The organism is Pigmentiphaga litoralis (assembly GCF_014651835.1).
GTDB lineage: Bacteria > Pseudomonadota > Gammaproteobacteria > Burkholderiales > Burkholderiaceae_B > Pigmentiphaga > Pigmentiphaga litoralis.
Window position 1 is genome coordinate 84,165 of record NZ_BMXQ01000001.1, and the last position, 17,634, is coordinate 101,798.

General features: G+C 64.1%; 12 protein-coding genes. 11 read left to right on the plus strand and 1 reads right to left on the minus strand.

Annotated elements, in window-relative coordinates:
* Positions 1-18 precede the first annotated feature (18 nt).
* Positions 19-354, minus strand: a complete 336-nt coding sequence (locus tag IE116_RS00370; RefSeq protein WP_189608808.1) for a YnfA family protein — start codon at positions 352-354, stop codon at positions 19-21.
* A gap of 440 nt (positions 355-794) precedes the next feature.
* Here IE116_RS00370 and scpB point away from each other — a divergent pair, with 440 nt between their 5' ends.
* The 11 genes from scpB to IE116_RS00425 all read left to right on the plus strand — a co-directional run bounded on the left by scpB (position 795) and on the right by IE116_RS00425 (position 17,619).
* Complete coding sequence (gene scpB / locus IE116_RS00375) at positions 795-1,874, plus strand: SMC-Scp complex subunit ScpB (RefSeq protein WP_189608810.1); 1,080 nt, start codon at positions 795-797, stop codon at positions 1,872-1,874.
* Complete coding sequence (gene rluB, locus IE116_RS00380) at positions 1,871-3,841, plus strand: 23S rRNA pseudouridine(2605) synthase RluB (protein WP_189608811.1); 1,971 nt, start codon at positions 1,871-1,873, stop codon at positions 3,839-3,841. The genes scpB and rluB overlap by 4 nt, the downstream gene beginning before the upstream one ends.
* Before the next feature lie 860 nt (positions 3,842-4,701).
* On the plus strand, positions 4,702-5,220 hold the full coding sequence (gene rimP, locus IE116_RS00385) for a ribosome maturation factor RimP (RefSeq protein ID WP_189608814.1): 519 nt from the start codon (positions 4,702-4,704) through the stop codon (positions 5,218-5,220).
* A complete protein-coding gene (gene nusA / locus IE116_RS00390) occupies positions 5,217-6,695 on the plus strand; it encodes a transcription termination factor NusA (RefSeq protein ID WP_189608815.1) in 1,479 nt (492 codons plus the stop codon). Before rimP ends, nusA begins: the two co-directional genes overlap by 4 nt.
* A gap of 44 nt (positions 6,696-6,739) precedes the next feature.
* Entirely contained in the window at positions 6,740-9,661 is a 2,922-nt protein-coding gene (gene infB, locus IE116_RS00395; protein ID WP_189608817.1) for a translation initiation factor IF-2, read from the plus strand.
* 20 nt (positions 9,662-9,681) lie between these two features.
* On the plus strand, positions 9,682-10,158 hold the full coding sequence (gene rbfA / locus IE116_RS00400) for a 30S ribosome-binding factor RbfA (RefSeq protein ID WP_189608819.1): 477 nt from the start codon (positions 9,682-9,684) through the stop codon (positions 10,156-10,158).
* 34 nt (positions 10,159-10,192) lie between these two features.
* Positions 10,193-11,152 (plus strand): tRNA pseudouridine(55) synthase TruB, encoded by a 960-nt coding sequence (gene truB, locus IE116_RS00405; protein ID WP_189608821.1) that lies wholly within the window; start codon positions 10,193-10,195, stop codon positions 11,150-11,152.
* Positions 11,149-12,969, plus strand: a complete 1,821-nt coding sequence (typA, locus tag IE116_RS00410; protein WP_189608823.1) for a translational GTPase TypA — start codon at positions 11,149-11,151, stop codon at positions 12,967-12,969. The genes truB and typA overlap by 4 nt, the downstream gene beginning before the upstream one ends.
* 270 nt (positions 12,970-13,239) lie before the next feature.
* Positions 13,240-13,428: a hypothetical protein gene (locus tag IE116_RS00415; RefSeq protein WP_189608825.1), complete on the plus strand. Its 189-nt coding sequence runs from the start codon at positions 13,240-13,242 to the stop codon at positions 13,426-13,428.
* Between the two features lie 132 nt (positions 13,429-13,560).
* Positions 13,561-15,786, plus strand: coding sequence for a phosphocholine-specific phospholipase C (locus IE116_RS00420; RefSeq protein ID WP_189608827.1), 2,226 nt, complete (start codon positions 13,561-13,563; stop codon positions 15,784-15,786).
* A 120-nt stretch (positions 15,787-15,906) separates the two neighbouring features.
* On the plus strand, positions 15,907-17,619 hold the full coding sequence (locus IE116_RS00425; RefSeq protein ID WP_189608829.1) for a methyl-accepting chemotaxis protein: 1,713 nt from the start codon (positions 15,907-15,909) through the stop codon (positions 17,617-17,619).
* Positions 17,620-17,634 lie beyond the last annotated feature (15 nt).

Sequence of the window (17,634 nt, forward strand, 5' to 3'; positions counted from 1 at the left end):
GTTGTTGCCCCGAACCGGTCAGCCGGCGTCGGGTTGCAGCATGATGATGGCCATTCCGGCCAGGGCAACCACGCCGCCGGCCACGTCCCAACGGGTGGGCGCCACGCCATCCACCCGCCACAACCACAGCAGGGCCACGACGATATACACGCCGCCATAGGCGGCATAGGTGCGTCCCGCCGCGGTCGGGTGCAGCGTCAGCAGCCAGGCAAACAAGGCCAGCGATGCCGCCGCCGGCACCAGCAGCCACAGCGGCTTGCCCTGTTTGAGCACCAGCCAGGGCAGGTAGCAGCCAACGATTTCGGCAAGGGCCGTCAGTGCGAACAGGGCGGCGGTGGTGGTCAGGGCGAGCATGGGACTCCTGGTGGCTGCAACGGAGGGGTGGGACAGTGCTTGTGGCATTGCCTCGCTGAGGCTACACTAGGATTCGCTGTACGAGGTGTTGCGCCTTTCCTGTGGCCCGGTCCGATCCGGATCGCCTGGGTAAGGCCTCTACCGGCACCGGGCAATCGCCCGGCCCAGGCACCTCGCCTGATCACGCTCCCGAACGTGGTCCCCGAAGTTCAGGCTCGGCCCGACGTCCAGGCTCAGTCCGGTATCCAGCGGCTGCTACGGCACACGCACCCAACGACATCTTGTTCAGCATGCGACTCGCCATGCGAGACCGGCCTGCACCTGCGGCCTGTTCGCGGGCTGGGCGCCAGGGGATCGCAAGGCCCCGGCGCATCAATGGCTGAATGCTATTCGAACCGTATTTCACCTTGTACGGATGACGCTCGTTTGATCAAACGCACATGAATACCAGCGAGGCACGACTCGTTCTGGAAACCGCGCTGTTATGCGCGCAGGAACCCCTCCAGCTTTACGAATTGCGCAAGCTGTTTGCCGACGAAGTGGGCAATGACACCCTGCGCGGCCTGCTCGACGACATCCGCATCGCCTGGCAGGACCGGGGGATCGAACTGGTGGCCTTGTCCAGTGGATGGCGCTTTCAGAGCCGCCTGTCGATGCGGCCGTACCTGGAGCGCCTGAGTCCGGAAAAGCCGCCGCGGTATTCGCGGGCGGTCATGGAAACGCTGGCCATCGTGGCGTATCGCCAGCCGGTCACGCGGGGTGATATCGAAGAAATCCGTGGGGTGACCGTCTCGACGCAGGTGATCAAGGCGCTGGAAGACCGGGACTGGATCGAAGTGATCGGTCACCGTGACGCGCCGGGCCGGCCTGCCTTGTTCGGTACGACCCGGCACTTCCTGGATGACCTGGGCCTGAAGGCGCTGGACGAATTGCCTCCGCTGGAAACCACCGAAGCCGTGGCCGCACTGAGCGGGCTTGGCGAGCCCGAAGGCCTTGCCTTCGAGCCGGCGGCGGACGCAGACGCCGGTAGGGCGGATGATGCCGTCGCCATCGACGGCGCGATGCAGGCCCCTGCCGATGTTGACGCCGACATGGACGCCGAGGCCAACCAGGTCGACGGTCTGGCGCTGGAAAATCCGGCACCCGGGTCGCTGTTGGACGCCGAGGCGGGCACCGGTGCCGAGGTCGGCGCAGCGCCCGACGTCGAGCCCGACGCCGTATCACGCACTACCGAACAGAACGCCGTCGACGCTCCTGGCGCCGACCCCGAATCTCCTGACGCCGCCGACGATGCTGTCGGCGCCGCCACTCCTGTCACTTCGGTCTCCGGACCTACGATGCCTGACGAGGCCCCTGCTACGGATGCGACCGAGTCGCCCGAGGAAGCAGGCGCCCTGCAGGACGGGCCGGAGTCCGATGTCGCCGAGCCTCGTGCCGACGCGCCCACTGTGGCGCCCGATGCCGAGGACGACGATCCTCTTTACGCCAGACTGGCAAGAACGATAAGTCCTAAAACATGAACGACATCCCTGAAGGTCCCAAGAGCGACGCCACGAGCGCGCCCGACGCCACTGGCGAGGGCCGGAACGCTGGCGCGCCCGAGAAGGCCCGCGGTCGGCGCAATCTGCGCACGCCGTTCCGCCGCCGCCGGCCGGCCGATGAAGCCGCCGCAGGCGCCGCCGACGGCGCCGAAGCGGCTGCCGCCGCACCGGCCGCTGCAGGCGAGGGCGAAGCCGCCGCCGCCCCGGTGCAGAACCGCCGCAAGCCGCGTGGCCCGCGTGCTGCCGCAGCACAGAAAGAACACAAAGAACAGAAAGATGCCGCCGCGCCGGCCCGCAATGGCCGCCGTGCGCCCGCCAAGACGCGGGGTCGCGCAGCGCCTGCTGTCGTGGCCGTGACGGGGGGCGAAGACCTGGACGTTGCCGGTCCGGACCTGTCGCCAGACGAACTGCGCGCCGCCGAGAAGGAAGCCGAACAGGCCTTGTCCTTCCTCGACAAGGCGCCGGATCTGAAGCGCCGCCTGGGCAAGTACCTGTCCAGCGACGCCGTGGTCCCCAAGCTGCACAAGGTGCTGGCCGATGCCGGCATCGGTTCGCGCCGCGAGATGGAAGAGCTGATCGTGGCGGGCCGAGTGTCGGTCAACGGCGAGCCGGCCCACATCGGCCAGCGCGTGTCCCCGAATGACAACGTGCGCGTCAACGGCAAGCTGGTGGTGCGCCGCAATCTGTCGCGGCCGCCGCGCGTGGTGCTCTATCACAAGCCGGCTGGCGAAATCGTCACGCAAGACGATCCGGAAGGCCGCGCAACGGTGTTTTCGCGCCTGCCCAAGATCAAGAGCGGCAAGTGGATTTCGGTCGGCCGTTTGGACTTGAACACCGAAGGCCTGTTGATCTTCACGACGTCGGGTGACCTGGCCAACCGCATGCTGCACCCCCGTTATGGCATGGAACGCGAATACGCGGTCCGCGTGCTGGGCGAAATGACCGAAGAACAGCGCGAATCGCTGCTGACCGGCATCGAGCTCGAGGACGGCATGGCCGCGTTCGGCGCCCTGGACTACCTGGGCGGCGAAGGCAGCAACCGCTGGTACCGCGTCACCCTGCAGGAAGGGCGCAACCGCGAAGTGCGCCGTATGTTCGAATCGCTGGGCGTGATCGTCAGCCGTCTGCTGCGCACCCGCTTTGGCGACGTCACGCTGCCGCGCGCGCTGCGCCGCGGCCGTTGGGAAGAACTCGACGCCACCATGGTCACCGCCATGCAGGTCCAGCTGGGTCTGATCCGCGGCGACGACGACGAAGCCGGCGGCCGCCGCAATGGCCGCAGTGCGCAGCCGCTGTCGCATGAAGGCGCCTTGCCTCCGGGCTATGGCACGCTGGACCAGAACGGCATGCATGGCGCGCGCGTCGGCCGCCGCGGTCAGGTGCAGGGCGGGGCGCGTGGCGCACCGCGGTCGGCGGCCAGCCCGCTGGCAGGCCAGGCCTTCCCGTCCGACCCGTACGGCACGGGCGTCAGTTTCGCGGGCGGTCTGGCCAATGGCCATCCGCACGTGGGCGGCGCACGCCCGAGTCGCGAGGCGCCGGGCACGCCTGCGCGCCGTGGTCCCAAGCGTGGGCCAGGCGCCCATGTGGGCCGGGGGCAGGGCGCGGTTCCGGCCAATCACCCTTATGCTGAACCCGTGAAGGGCGCCCGCAAGCGTTCGGCCAAGCCTCGTGCTGAAGCCGGCAACGCGGCGCCTGCCGAAGCCCGCGCACCGCGGGGTCGGGGCGCGGGTGCGGGCGCTGGGGGTAACGGCCCCGCCGGGCCGCGTTCGGCCGCCGGGGGTCCGCGTGGCGCCCGCGCGCCGAGCAAGAGCGCCGGCCGAGGCCCGCGCAGCGCAGCCGGTGGTGCGCGTGCTGGCGGCGACGAGGCCCAGCCTCGCGGCGCCGCCGCGCACGAATCCCAGCTGGCCTTTGCCGGTGCGCCTCGTGCCCGCCGCGGTCGCAGCTGACACGTCTGGCGGACGGTGGGTCGCCAGGGCGCATGGTGTCGTTCGCCCTGGCTGGGATATATGACCGGGAAGCACGCATGACTTGAAAAATAGGTCCAAATGGCTTATGATCAACAAGCTAAGCACCCGCTTCCCAATGCCAACAGCTGATTGCTGCATTTGATGCAATCCGGGCAGGGATGGAAAAGGGGCTTGCGAAGCCGTCGGCACTTCCGGGGTTTGGATCTGGAAGAATGGATTTCCGAAATGCTGTATTGAAAATACCGGTAGATGGTTATCGGTGTGTGGTGATCGATACATGGTCATCGATACATGGAAATGCGTTCTTTGGATCTCTTCCGGACTCAAGCGTCACGGGCTGGGTCGTGGTTCAGGAAAGTCGCTCTGCACAGGGTACTGCGTGCATCGAGCGATCAAGCTTTCCGGAACACCGATCTGGAGAGGGTCCGGGCAGCAGCATCTGCCCTCGCGGCCATCTCCGTTGGCCCAGCGTTCAGGCAGTTCCCGCTTCGCGCTGACTCCAGTGTTGTAAAAAAACACAGTTGCGGAGTGGTGGAGCTGCCCCGATATTCCCCAGAATACGGACAGAACCTTGCGACAGTACCCGGATCGTGCGGCGCGTTGAATACCGCGACGCTTCAAGACGGGTCGCTGACAGACGTGCGGCCGGGGTATGGCTACGCGATGGCAAGTTGTCAGGGGCGGCGGGTGACACGCGCAACGGGGTCCGGAATCCGGGCTGGCGATTGCGGCGTATCGAGCTTAGGCAAGGTCGCAAAATGGGCTGGACAGTACAGCCCATTTTTTTTTGGTTTTCAGGTTTGCGATGCAAGTCGCACCACTAGATCGCACGATAAGGCATGGCAGATATTTTCGAGCTTACGGAACAATCCCTGGCAGGACTGGGGGTCGAACTGGTCGACGTGGAACGCGCCGGCGGCGGTCTGCTGCGCGTGACGATTGACCGCGACGAAGGCGTGCGCATTGAAGACTGCGAAGCGGTCTCCAAGCAGCTGTCGCGTGTGTTCGAAGTCGAAAACATCGACTATTCACGGCTCGAAGTCGGCTCGCCCGGCACCGACCGGCCGCTGCGCCGCGCCAAGGATTTCATCCGTTTTGCGGGTGAGCGCGCTGAAATCAAGCTGCGCCTGCCGTTCAATGGACGCAAGGTTTTTACCGGCACGCTCGTTGCGCCGGAGTCCGTGACGGGCGAAGGCGCCGATGCGGCAGCACCGAATCAAGAAGTACAAGGAGCCGAGGTATTCGGCATCGAATTCGAAGCAAAGGAAGGCGACATCCAGGTGTTGAATTTCACGATCGATGAACTCGAGCGTGCAAAACTGGATCCGGTTCTGAATTTCAGGGGCAAAAAACAATGAGCCGCGAGATTCTGTTGTTGGTGGACGCACTGGCGCGCGAAAAGAACGTCACGCGCGACGTGGTGTTCGGCGCGCTCGAAAGTGCGCTGGCTTCCGCCATGAAGAAGCTCTACAAAGAAGAAGTGGACATCCGCGTTGCGATCGATCGCGATTCGGGCGACCACGAAGCGTTCCGTCGCTGGCAGGTCGTGCCCGACGAAGCCGGTCTGCAGCTGCCCGACCAGCAGATCCTGCTGTCGGAAGCGCGCGACGTCGAGCCCGAGATCGAACTCGAAGAGTTCATCGAAGAAGCGCTCGAGCCGATCGAATTCGGCCGGATCGGTGCGCAGGCCGCCAAGCAGGTCATCCTGCAGCGGATTCGTGATGCGGAACGTGAACAGCTCCTGAACGACTTTCTTGAGCGTGGCGAGTCCATCGTCTCGGGTTCGATCAAGCGTATGGACAAGGGCGATGCCATCATCGAAATCGGCAAGGTGGAAGCCCGCCTGCCGCGTTCCGAGATGATCCCCAAGGAAAACCTGCGGATCGGTGACCGCGTGCGTGCCTACCTGGCCCGCATCGATCGCCAGGCCCGTGGCCAGCAAGTCATTCTGTCGCGTTCGGCGCCTGACTTCATCCGTCAGCTGTTCGAAAACGAAGTGCCGGAAATCGAGCAGGGTCTGCTCGAACTGAAGGGTGCTGCGCGGGATCCGGGCGTGCGCGCCAAGATCGCCGTGGTGGCCCATGACCGCCGTATCGATCCTATCGGTACATGTGTCGGCATGCGCGGTTCGCGCGTGCAGGCCGTCCGCAACGAATTGGGTGGCGAACAGGTCGACATCGTCCTGTGGTCGGAAGATCCCGCACAGTTCGTGATTGGCGCGCTCGCGCCGGCCAACGTGCAATCGATCGTGGTCGACGAAGACCGCCATGCGATGGACGTCGTGGTGGACGAGGACAACCTTGCGATCGCGATCGGCCGCAGCGGCCAGAACGTGCGCCTGGCGTCCGAACTGACCGGCTGGCAGATCAACATCATGACGCCGGACGAAAGCCAGGCCAAGCAGCAGCAGGAACAGACCGCGCTGCGCGATACTTTCATGAGCAAGCTGGACGTCGACGAAGAAGTCGCCGACATCCTGATCTCGGAAGGTTTCACGGGTCTGGAAGAAATTGCCTATGTGCCCATCCAGGAGCTCCTCGAGATCGAGGCCTTCGATGAGGACACCATCAACGAATTGCGCAATCGCGCTCGCAATGCACTGCTCACTGAAGCGATTGCTCAGGAAGAGCGGGTCGAGACGGCGCAGGATTTGCTCACGCTCGAAGGTGTGACCCCCGAACTGGCGGCCAGTCTGGCTACCGGTCAGGTGTTCACCCGAGACGATCTGGCGGATTTGTCCGTCGATGAGCTTACCGAATTGACCGGCATCGATGCAGAAGAAGCCAAGCAATTGATCGTACGTGCGCGTGCGCACTGGTTCGAACAGGCTTGAATTTGTCTATAGCGTCGATCAGCCACACCGGGGAAGAGAAACGAATGTCGAGTAACACTGTCGCCCAGTTCGCCACCGAGCTGAAACTGCCTGCAAACGTGCTGTTGGATCAATTGCGCGCCGCTGGTGTAAGCATCAAGTCGGTCGACGATACCGTCACCGAAAGCGACAAGGCACAACTGCTCGAATCGTTGCGCCGTGCCCACGGCGCCACCGAAGGCAAGAAGATCACGGTGACTCGCAAGCAAACGTCCGAGATCAAGCAGTCGGACGCCACGGGCAAGGCACGCACCATCCAGGTGGAAGTTCGCAAGAAGCGCGTGTTCATCAAGCGTGACAATCCGGATGGTACGGAACTCGATGCTGGCGCCGCCGTGCGCGAGGACGACGTTGCCGTGCTGCCCGAGGAAGACGATGGCGCGCTGCTGGCGCGCGAGGCTGAACGCCAGGCCAAGGAAGAAGCCGAAGCCAAGGCACGCGCCGAAGCCGAAGCCCGGGAACAGCAAGAAGCCGAAGCACGGCTGCGCGAAGCGGAAGAACAGGCCCGCGTTGCAGCCGAGGCCGCCGAGCGCGCCGCCAAGGAAGCAGAAGCCGCTGCTGCGGCCGCTGCCGCCCGTGAGCAGGCCCAGCCCGCTCCGGCGACCCCGGTCAATTCCACCCAGCCTGCCACGCCCGAGGGAGGGGCTGCAGTGAGCGATGTCGTAGTGAACAAGGCGGTTTCCAGTGCGGAAGCCGCGCGTATCAAGGCCGACGAGGCCCGCAAGAACGCCGACGAAATCCGCAAGGCGGACGCCAAGGCGCAGGAAGTGCGCGCCAACGCCCGCCAGGCTGCAGAAGCCGAAGCCGCCGCGTTGCGCCAGATGCTGAGCCGTCCGCGCAACAAGGTGCTGCATGCGCCTGCGCCGACGCCGCCGGCTGCGCCTGCCGCCCCGGCTGCACCGATCGCCGGTACCTTGCACAAGCCTGCCACCAAGCCAGGCCAGGAAACCAAGGAAGCCGTCAAGAAAGACGACAAGCCCGCAGCGCCTGGCAAGAAGGTCATCAAGACCGGCGCCGTGGCCTCGACCTGGTCGGAAGACGCTGCGCGCAAGAAGGCGCTCAAGACACGCGGCGACGCATCCTCGGGCACCAGCCGCGACGGCTGGCGTGGGGGTGGTCGCGGCAAGAGCCGTCATCAGCAGGACAACCGCTCGGCGCCGGCTGCTGAAAGCATCGTGCGTGAAGTGCACGTGCCGGAAACCATTTCCGTGTCCGATCTCGCCCACAAGATGGCCGTGAAGGCAGCGGAAGTGATCAAGGTCCTGATGAAGATGGGCCAGATGGTCACCATCAACCAGGTGCTGGATCAGGAAACCGGCATGATCGTGGTCGAAGAACTCGGCCACACCGCAATCGCCGCGAAGCTGGACGATCCGGAAGCCTTCCTCGACGAAGCGGCCGTGTCGTCGGAAGTGACCGAGATGCCTCGTGCGCCGGTCGTGACCGTCATGGGCCACGTCGACCACGGCAAGACCTCGCTGCTGGACTACATCCGTCGCGCCAAGGTTGCGTCGGGCGAAGCCGGCGGGATCACGCAGCACATCGGCGCGTACCACGTGCAGACCGAGCGCGGCATGGTCACCTTCCTGGACACCCCGGGTCACGAGGCCTTCACGGCCATGCGTGCTCGCGGCGCCAAGGCGACGGACATCGTGATTCTGGTGGTGGCCGCCGACGACGGCGTGATGCCGCAGACGAAGGAAGCCATTCACCATGCCAAGGCAGCAGGCGTGCCGATCGTTGTTGCCATCAACAAGATCGACAAGCCCGATGCCAACCTGGAACGCGTGAAGCAGGAACTGGTTGCCGAAGAAGTCGTGCCGGAAGAGTACGGTGGTGACGCTCCTTTCGTGGGTGTGTCCGCCAAGACCGGCGCCGGTATCGACGACCTGATCGAACAACTGCTGCTGCAAGCCGAAGTGCTGGAACTGAAAGCGCCGGTCACCACCGCCGCCAAGGGTCTGGTCATCGAAGCCAAGCTCGACAAGGGCCGCGGTCCAGTCGCCACCATCCTCGTGCAGAGCGGTACGCTCAAGCGCGGCGATGTGGTGCTGGCAGGCGCAAGCTTCGGCCGCGTCCGTGCGATGCTGGACGAACTGGGCAAGCCGATCAACGAAGCAGGTCCGTCGATCCCGGTGGAAATCCAGGGTCTGACCGACGTGCCGGCCGCGGGCGACGAACTGATCGTGCTGAGCGACGAGCGCAAGGCGCGTGAAATCGCCATGTTCCGTCAGGGCAAGTTCCGCGATGTGAAGCTGGCTCGCCAGCAGGCACTGAAGCTCGAAACGCTGTTCGACAACATCGGCGAAGGCGTGCAGACGCTGGCGCTGATCGTCAAGACCGACGTGCAGGGCTCGCAGGAAGCGTTGGTGCAGGCACTGACCAAGCTGTCGACCGACGAAGTCCGCGTGCAGGTCGTGCATGCGGCCGTGGGCGGCATCTCGGAAAGCGACGTCAACCTGGCGATTGCCTCGAAGGCGGTGATCATCGGCTTCAACGTGCGTGCCGACGCGGGGTCCAAGAAGCTTGCCGAGAACAACGGCGTGGACCTGCGTTACTACAACATCATTTACGACGCGGTCGACGAAGTGAAGTCCGCCATGTCCGGGATGCTCGCGCCAGAAAAACGCGAAGAGATCATCGGTCTGGTCGAGATCCGCGAAGTCTATGCGGTGTCCCGTATCGGCAACGTCGCCGGTTGTATGGTCCTCGACGGCCTGGTGCGTCGCAGTTCGCAGGTTCGCCTGCTGCGCAACAACGTGGTGCAGTGGACTGGCGAAATCGAATCGCTCCGCCGCTTCAAGGACGACGTCCGCGAAGTGAAGCAGAACTTCGATTGCGGTATCACGCTGCGTAACAACAACGACATCGCGGTGGGTGACCAGCTCGAAGTGTTTGAAGTCAAGGAAGTGGCGCGTACGCTGTAAAAAGCGTCCCGCCCATCAAGATGAGTCGTCACAAGCAACAGAAGAAAATCCCCGGCGGCCGCCTGTTGCGGCTCGCCGACCAGATCCAGAAGGATCTGGCCGAAATGATTCAGCGCGAGATCCCGATCTCGCGTGCAGGATTGATCACGCTCAGCGAAGTCGAGCTGTCGGCCGATTATGCCCACGCCCAGGTGTATTTCACGGTGCTGGGCGCCGAACCCGACGTCGCTGTCGCGGCACTGAACGAAAAGGCCGGTTACCTGCATTCGCTGTTGTTCAAGCGCCTGCATATCCACACGGTGCCGACCCTGCATTTCCACTTCGACGAACAACGGTCGCGTGGCATGGTCATGGCGCACCTGATCAACCAGGCCAACACGCCCGGCGTGCTGGCCGATGAGATCATGCCTGCCAGCCCGATGGATTCGACCGACGACGATGCGCGTCTGGAGATTTCTCCGGCGGAACCTCACGTCCCTGACGACCAGCGCGGCTAAGCCGTCGCTGCGTCCATTTTTCTCGACGATTCCGATGGCTTCCCGACGCGGGTGTGCGCTCGACGGTGTGTTGTTGCTGGACAAGCCAGAAGGCCTGTCGAGCAACCACGCGCTGCAGCGGGCAAGGCGCATCCTGGATGCGCGCAAGGCGGGGCACACGGGAACACTTGACCCGTTCGCCACCGGGCTGATGGTCCTGTGTTTCGGCGAGGCCACCAAGTTTTCCGCCGACATGTTCCATGCCGACAAGACTTACGTGGCCGATGTCGTGCTGCGGGAAGAGACCGATACGGGCGACCGGACCGGTCTGCCGGTGACCTACGACGGCCAGGTGGTCGACGCCCCGGTGGACGAGGAAAAGATCCGCGCCGTCCTGTCACGCTTCGTCGGTAGCATCGATCAGTTGCCGCCGATGTATTCGGCGCTCAAGCGCGATGGCAAGCCGCTGTACGAATATGCGCGGCAGGGCATCGAGCTGGAACGCGAAACGCGGCGCATCACCATTTTTTCGATTCAATTGCTGTCTTGCACCGAATCCGGTTTTTCGATGGAAGTCAGTTGCAGCAAGGGCACCTATATCCGCACATTGGCGCAGGATATCGGTCGCATGCTGGGATGCGGCGCGCATCTTGGCGCGTTGCGCAGGACCCGCACCGCGGGCTTCGACATCAGCCAGGCCGTCACGCTGGAAGGTCTTGAAGCACTGACGGTGGCGGCGACGGCGTTGATGCCCATCGAAGCCCTGCTCGCGCCCCTGCCGGTGGTCACCATCGATCAGGCCAGGGCAGCGAAGTTCATGCAGGGCCAAAAACTACAGTTCGAGACAGCAGGGCAGACGGCAGGCGAGGCCAACGCGATCGCCGAGCCGGATGCGGAAACGATTTTGACAAGGGCGCGTGTGCACGGCCCTGACAGCAAATTTCTGGGAACGGCACGCTGCATAGGCGGTTGGCTGCAGCCCGACAGATTGATTTCTTTCAAGGAAACGACATGACACGCGCACTGCGCAACGTAGCGATCATCGCTCACGTCGACCACGGCAAGACCACGCTGGTGGACCAGCTGCTTCGCCAATCCGGCACCTTCCGCGAGAACCAGCAGATGGGCGAGCGGATCATGGACTCGAACGATCTCGAAAAAGAACGCGGGATCACGATTCTGGCCAAGAACTGTGCCGTGGAATACGAAGGCACGCACATCAACATCGTCGACACCCCGGGACACGCGGACTTCGGCGGTGAAGTCGAGCGCGTCATGTCGATGGTCGACGGCGTGCTGCTGCTGGTCGATGCCGTTGAAGGCCCGATGCCCCAGACGCGTTTCGTGACGCGCAAGGCGCTGGCCCTGGGCCTCAAGCCCATCGTCGTGATCAACAAGGTGGACCGTCCGGGCGCGCGCCCTGACTGGGTCATCAACCAGACCTTCGACTTGTTCGACAAGCTGGGCGCGACCGAAGAACAGCTGGACTTCACGATTGTCTACGCATCGGGTCTGAACGGCTATGCCGGCCTGACCGAAGACGTGCGTTCGGGCGACATGAAGCCGCTGTTCGAAACGATCCTGAGCAAGGTGCCAGTGCGTGACGACGACCTCGACGGTCCGTTGCAGCTGCAGATCATCTCGCTGGAATACTCGACCTACGTCGGCAAGATCGGCGTGGGCCGCATCTCGCGCGGCAAGGTCAAGGCGCTGCAGGACGTGGTCGTGAAGTTCGGCCCCGACAGCGCGCCAATCAAGGGCCGCATCAACCAGGTGCTGAAGTTCCGTGGCCTGGAACGCGAGATCGTTGATGAAGCCCAGGCGGGCGACATCGTGCTGATCAACGGTATCGAAGAACTGGGTATCGGCTGCACCGTTTGCGCACCGGACGTCCAGGACGCGCTGCCGATGCTGAAGGTCGACGAGCCGACGCTGACGATGAACTTCTGCGTGAACACGTCGCCGCTGGCCGGCCGTGAAGGCAAGTTCATTACCAGCCGTCAGCTGCGTGAACGTCTGGACCGCGAACTCAAGGCCAACGTGGCCCTGCGTGTGCGTGACACCGGCGACGATACGATTTTTGAAGTGTCGGGCCGCGGCGAACTGCACCTGACGATTCTGCTGGAAAACATGCGCCGTGAAGGCTACGAGCTGGCCGTGTCGCGCCCGCGCGTGGTGTTCAAGGAAATCGACGGGGTCAAGCACGAGCCGTTCGAACTGCTGACCATCGACCTGGAAGACGCTCACCAGGGCGGCGTGATGGAAGAGCTGGGCCGCCGCAAGGGCGAACTGCTCGACATGGCGTCCGACGGCAAGGGCCGCACGCGTCTGGAATACCGCGTGCCGGCACGTGGCCTGATCGGCTTCCAGGGCGAATTCATGACGCTGACGCGCGGTACTGGCCTTGCCAGCCACGTGTTTGACGAATACGCACCGGTCCGTGAAGGCGGCGTGGGCGATCGTCACAACGGCGTGCTGATCAGCCAGGACGACGGCGATGCCGTGGCCTACGCACTGTGGAAGCTGCAGGATCGCGGCCGCATGTTCGTGAAGCCGGGCGATGCACTGTACGAAGGCATGATCATCGGTATCCACAGCCGCGACAACGACCTGGTCGTGAACCCGATCAAGGGCAAGCAGCTGACCAACGTGCGCGCGTCGGGTACCGACGAAGCCGTGCGCCTGGTGCCGACGATCCAGATGTCGCTCGAATACGCAGTGGAATTCATTGCCGACGACGAGCTGGTGGAAATCACGCCAAAGAACATCCGTCTGCGCAAGCGTCACCTGAAAGAACACGATCGCAAGCGCGCGAGCCGCGAGTCGAACTGATTCCTGGTGATCGGGTAAGAAAAGAAAGAGGCTTCGGCCTCTTTTTTTTCGCCTGTTCAGGATGCTCTGGCGGTACCCGGGCAGGGGAGTCGTCATGTGCGTCTGGCGGTGCAGCGCGCTTTGATGCTCGACGCTGGCAAGGCGTTCAGCGCGGCGTCAGTGAATCGTCATCGCTCATTAATGAGCATGTTCATTTTTATGCAACAGTGGACGTCTACGCTGCGAGCCTTGTTGTTAACACAACACGACCCGTCCCGGAGACCGCACGACATGTCCACGCCCCGCCTTGTCCGATCCACGCAGTCCCCTGTGCCCCAGGCCGCGCTGCCGCGCCTGCTGGTGGCGCTGGTGCTGCCGCTTTGCCTTACCCTGACTGCCTGTGGAGGGGACGACGATTCCGCATCGAATGGCGGCACGCCCGCGACCAGCCCTGCGCCGCAAATGAAGTGCGCGCCGTGACCGGCCCGTGCCGACACCTGATGGCTGATCCAAGTTTGCCGACCTGCAACGGCTGATCCCACGCTTCGACTTCAGCCTGCCTGCCCCTTCATCCGCACGCCCTGTGGCGTGCCCTGATCACAAGAATCCCCCATGACCGAATCGCTTTCACGCCGCCGTTTCCTGCGCAACACCGCCACTGCCGCAGGCGCGACCATGGCGTTCTCGATGTTCCCGCCGTCGATCCGCAAGGCCCTGGCCATTGCCGCCAACAACCGTACGGGCACGATCCAGGACGTCGAACACATCGTCATTTTCATGCAGGAAAACCGGTCGTTCGACCACTACTTCGGCACGATGCAAGGCGTGCGCGGCTTTGCCGACCGCTTCCCGATTCCGGTGGCCGACTCGCCCGACTTCAGCAACAAGACCGTCTGGTACCAGCGGTACGAGACGGCCGCGACTGGCGCGCCGCGCGTGCTGGCGCCGCAGCACAACGACACCACGCAAAACTTCGCGTTGATCCGCACGGCCGGCACGCCGCATCTGTTCCCCGACGCACAAGAGGCCTGGGACGATGGCAAGATGACCAACTGGCCCGACTACAAGCGCCCGGCGTCGATGGTGTATTACAAGCAGGCAGACATTCCCTTCCAGTTCGCCCTGGCCAATGCGTTTACGGTGGGCGACGCGAACCACTGCTCGTTCAGCGGGGGCACCAATCCGAACCGCTGCTTTCTGTACACCGGCACCAACCATGGCAAGGACGATGCCAGCAAGCCGGGCGTCTACAACGGCCCGGCGGTGGACAACTCGTACAACCAGCTGCGCAATGGCGCCATCACCGCGGGCTACACGTGGGTGACGTATGCCGAGCGCCTGGAAGACGCAGGCGTGAGCTGGCAGGTCTATCAGAACAATGAAAAAGAGTTCTATGCCCTGAACTCGCTGTTTGGCTTCAAGACCTTCCGCGAGGCCAACGCCGCCAGCGCGCCGACCTTGTCACCCACCCGCACGCCGCGCCAGCAGGCCTTGTACGAAAAGGGTATCAAGACGCGCGACCTGGACCTGCTCAAGGCCGATGTGATTGCCGGCAAGCTGCCCAAGGTCAGCTGGATCTGCGCCACCTCGTCGGGCTCGGAGCACCCCAGCGCGTCGAGCCCCGCCCAGGGCGCGGCGTATACGGCGCAAGTGCTGGATGCGCTGACCGCCAATCCCGACGTGTGGAGCAAGACGGTCCTGATCCTGAACTTTGATGAGAACGACGGCCTGTTCGATCACATGCCGCCACCCGCGCCACCGTCCTATCTCAAGTACGACGCCAGCCCGGCGCTTGCCCAGATGGCCGGCGCCACCACCGTGGACGCCAGCGACGAATACCTGGGCGAAGACATCGGCGGCATCAAGGCGGTCGAAAACTACAAGCATCGTCCGTACGGCCTTGGCCCGCGCGTGCCGCTGTACGTCATCTCGCCCTGGAGCAAGGGCGGCTGGGTGAACTCGCAGGTCTTCGACCAGACCTCGACCATCCGCTTCGTCGAAGCCCGTTTCGGCGTGAAGGAACCCAACATCAGCCCGTGGCGCCGTGCCGTGGTCGGTGACATGACCTCGTGCTTCAACTTCGTCAACCCGAATGACGACGACGTGGTCAAGACCTTCCCGGAAACCGCGACCCGCGACGCGGCCAGCCGCGCGCTTGGCAAGACCACGACACCGGCGCCATCGGCCCAGGTCGTGCTGCCTGTGCAGGCGCCAGGTACCCGCAAGTCGCGCGCCTTGCCGTACGAACTCCACACCAGCAGCGTGGTTGCCGTGGGCGCGGGCAAGGTCGACCTGATTTTTGCCAACAGCGGTGCCGCTGCCGCCGTGTTTCATGTGTACGACCGCAAGCATCTGGACGCCGTGCCACGCCGGTATACGGTCGAAGCCGGCAAACAATTGACGGGATCGTGGGACGTGGCCGCCGACAAGGGGGCGTACGACCTGTGGGTGCTGGCGCCCAACGGTTTCCATCGCCATTTCACGGGTACCGTGGCGGCGTCGGGCGCCAATCCCGAAGTCCAGGTCTGCTATGCGCCGGCCGAAAACCAGGTCTGGGTCAAGGTGCACAACACCGGCTCGGCGGCGGCCAATGTGTCGATCAAGTCCAACGCCTATCGCACCGACGGTCCGTGGACCCTGTCCGTCGCGCCGCAGGGCGAGGGCGTGCAGAGTTGGACCCTGGCCGACAGCGGCGGCTGGTACGACTTTACGGTCACCGTGCCGGGCGCGGCCGGTTACAGCCGCCGTTTTGCGGGCCGCCTGGAAACCGGCAAGGACTCCGTGTCGGATCCGGCCATGGGTGGCACGGCGATCGCTGAACAGGTGAAGGTGGCCTGACGACGAATCGCGCTACAGATCTGAAAAGCGCTGCCGATAACCCCCGTACATGAATACGTAATAGCACGAACATCCGTCACCGCCCTGGTGGCGATGTTCGGGCAGGCAACAGGGGATGGCATGAGCGCAGTACTGCACGATTCGGGAATTTCCTTGGCCGCGGAGCCGCGCGCGGCCAAGGCCCCACGCACGGGTGGGTCCACCCTGCGCACCAAGCTGCTGGCCATGGTTGCACTGGCAGTCCTGCTGCTGGTGGGCGTGCAATCGTGGTCGATCTACAGCGAACGCCAGCTGATGATCGCCACCAAGCAGACCGAAATCACGTCCGTGGCGCAGTCGGCCTGGGGCGTCGTCAATCACTTCTATCAACAGCAACAGGCCGGCAAGCTGTCGCAGGAAGCGGCCCAGGCCGCCGCCATCGAATCGCTGATGGGCATGCGCTACGGCGGCACGGACGGCCGGTCCGAATACATTTTCGTGACGGCATCGAGCGGCATCATCGTGATGAACGGCGGCAACCCGTCGTTTGCAGGATCCAACTCGATCACCCGCAGCGGCGACAAGCGCGATCCGACGGCCGTGATGGCCGAACGCATCGCTGCCATGCGCGCCGGCGGCGGCACCAGCTTCATCAATATCCAGTTCGTGCGCCCGGGCGGCACCGAACCGTCGCCCAAGCTGAACATCTACAAGCTGCACGAGCCGTGGGGCTGGGCCATCGGTACCGGCGTCTTCATGGACGACCTGCAGCAGATGGTGCGCGAGCGCATCATTCACGGCGCCATCCTGGCCGTAATCCTGACCCTGATCCTGCTGGCCGGTGGCTGGGTGATCTCGCGCAAGGTGCTGTCGCAGATCGGCGGTGAGCCGAGCGACGTCATTGCCGTCATGAACCGCGCAGCCCACGGCGATCTGTCGCAACCCCTGCCCAACTCGACACCAGGCAGCGTGCTGCACGGTTTCGCGACCATGTCGGGATCGGTCCGCGGCCTGATTTCCAAGGTGCGTGACGAAGCGGTGGAAATGAAGCGTGATTCGCAGCGTATTGCCGAGTCGGTTGCGCAAGTGACGGCAGCATCGTCGGCGCAAAGCGATGCGACATCGTCGATGGCGGCGGCGGTGGAAGAGCTGACCGTGTCGGTCGCCCACATCTCGGACGCCGCGATCGAAACGCAGCGCAATTCCGAAGGCGTGGCCCAGAAGTGCCGCGACGGTGAAGTGCAGGTAACGGGCGCAGCCGATGGCATGAAGCGCATTGCGACCGCCGTGGGCGAAGCATCAGAAAAGATCCGCGGTCTGGAAGCCCGCGCGCTGCAGATCAATTCGATCGCCGCATCGATCAAGGAAATCGCAGGCCAGACCAACCTGCTGGCACTGAACGCCGCGATTGAAGCGGCCCGCGCCGGCGAGCAAGGCCGTGGCTTCAGCGTCGTGGCCGACGAAGTGCGCAAGCTGGCCGAGCGGACTTCGTCTGCCACGGTCGAAATCGAAGAGATGGTCAGCGCCGTGCAGCGCGAGACGTCCGAATCGACCGAAACCATGGAGCACATCCTGCCGATGGTGACGGAAGGCACGCAACTGGCGGATCAGGTGGCCGTGTCGCTGCGCGAAATCCGCTTGAGCGCCGATGCGTCGCTGGAACGCGTGCGTGAAGTGGCCAACGCCACCAAGGAACAATCGGCGGCCAGCACGTCGATTGCCCAGCAAGTCGAAAGCATTGCGCAGATGGTGGAAGAGACCACGGCGGCAATGGGCGAGACGGCCCGGTCGGCGCAGGAAATGCGCGACATGGCGGAACGCCTGGATCGCCTGGTGGGCACCTTCAAGGTGTGATTTTTCGCACGGTGC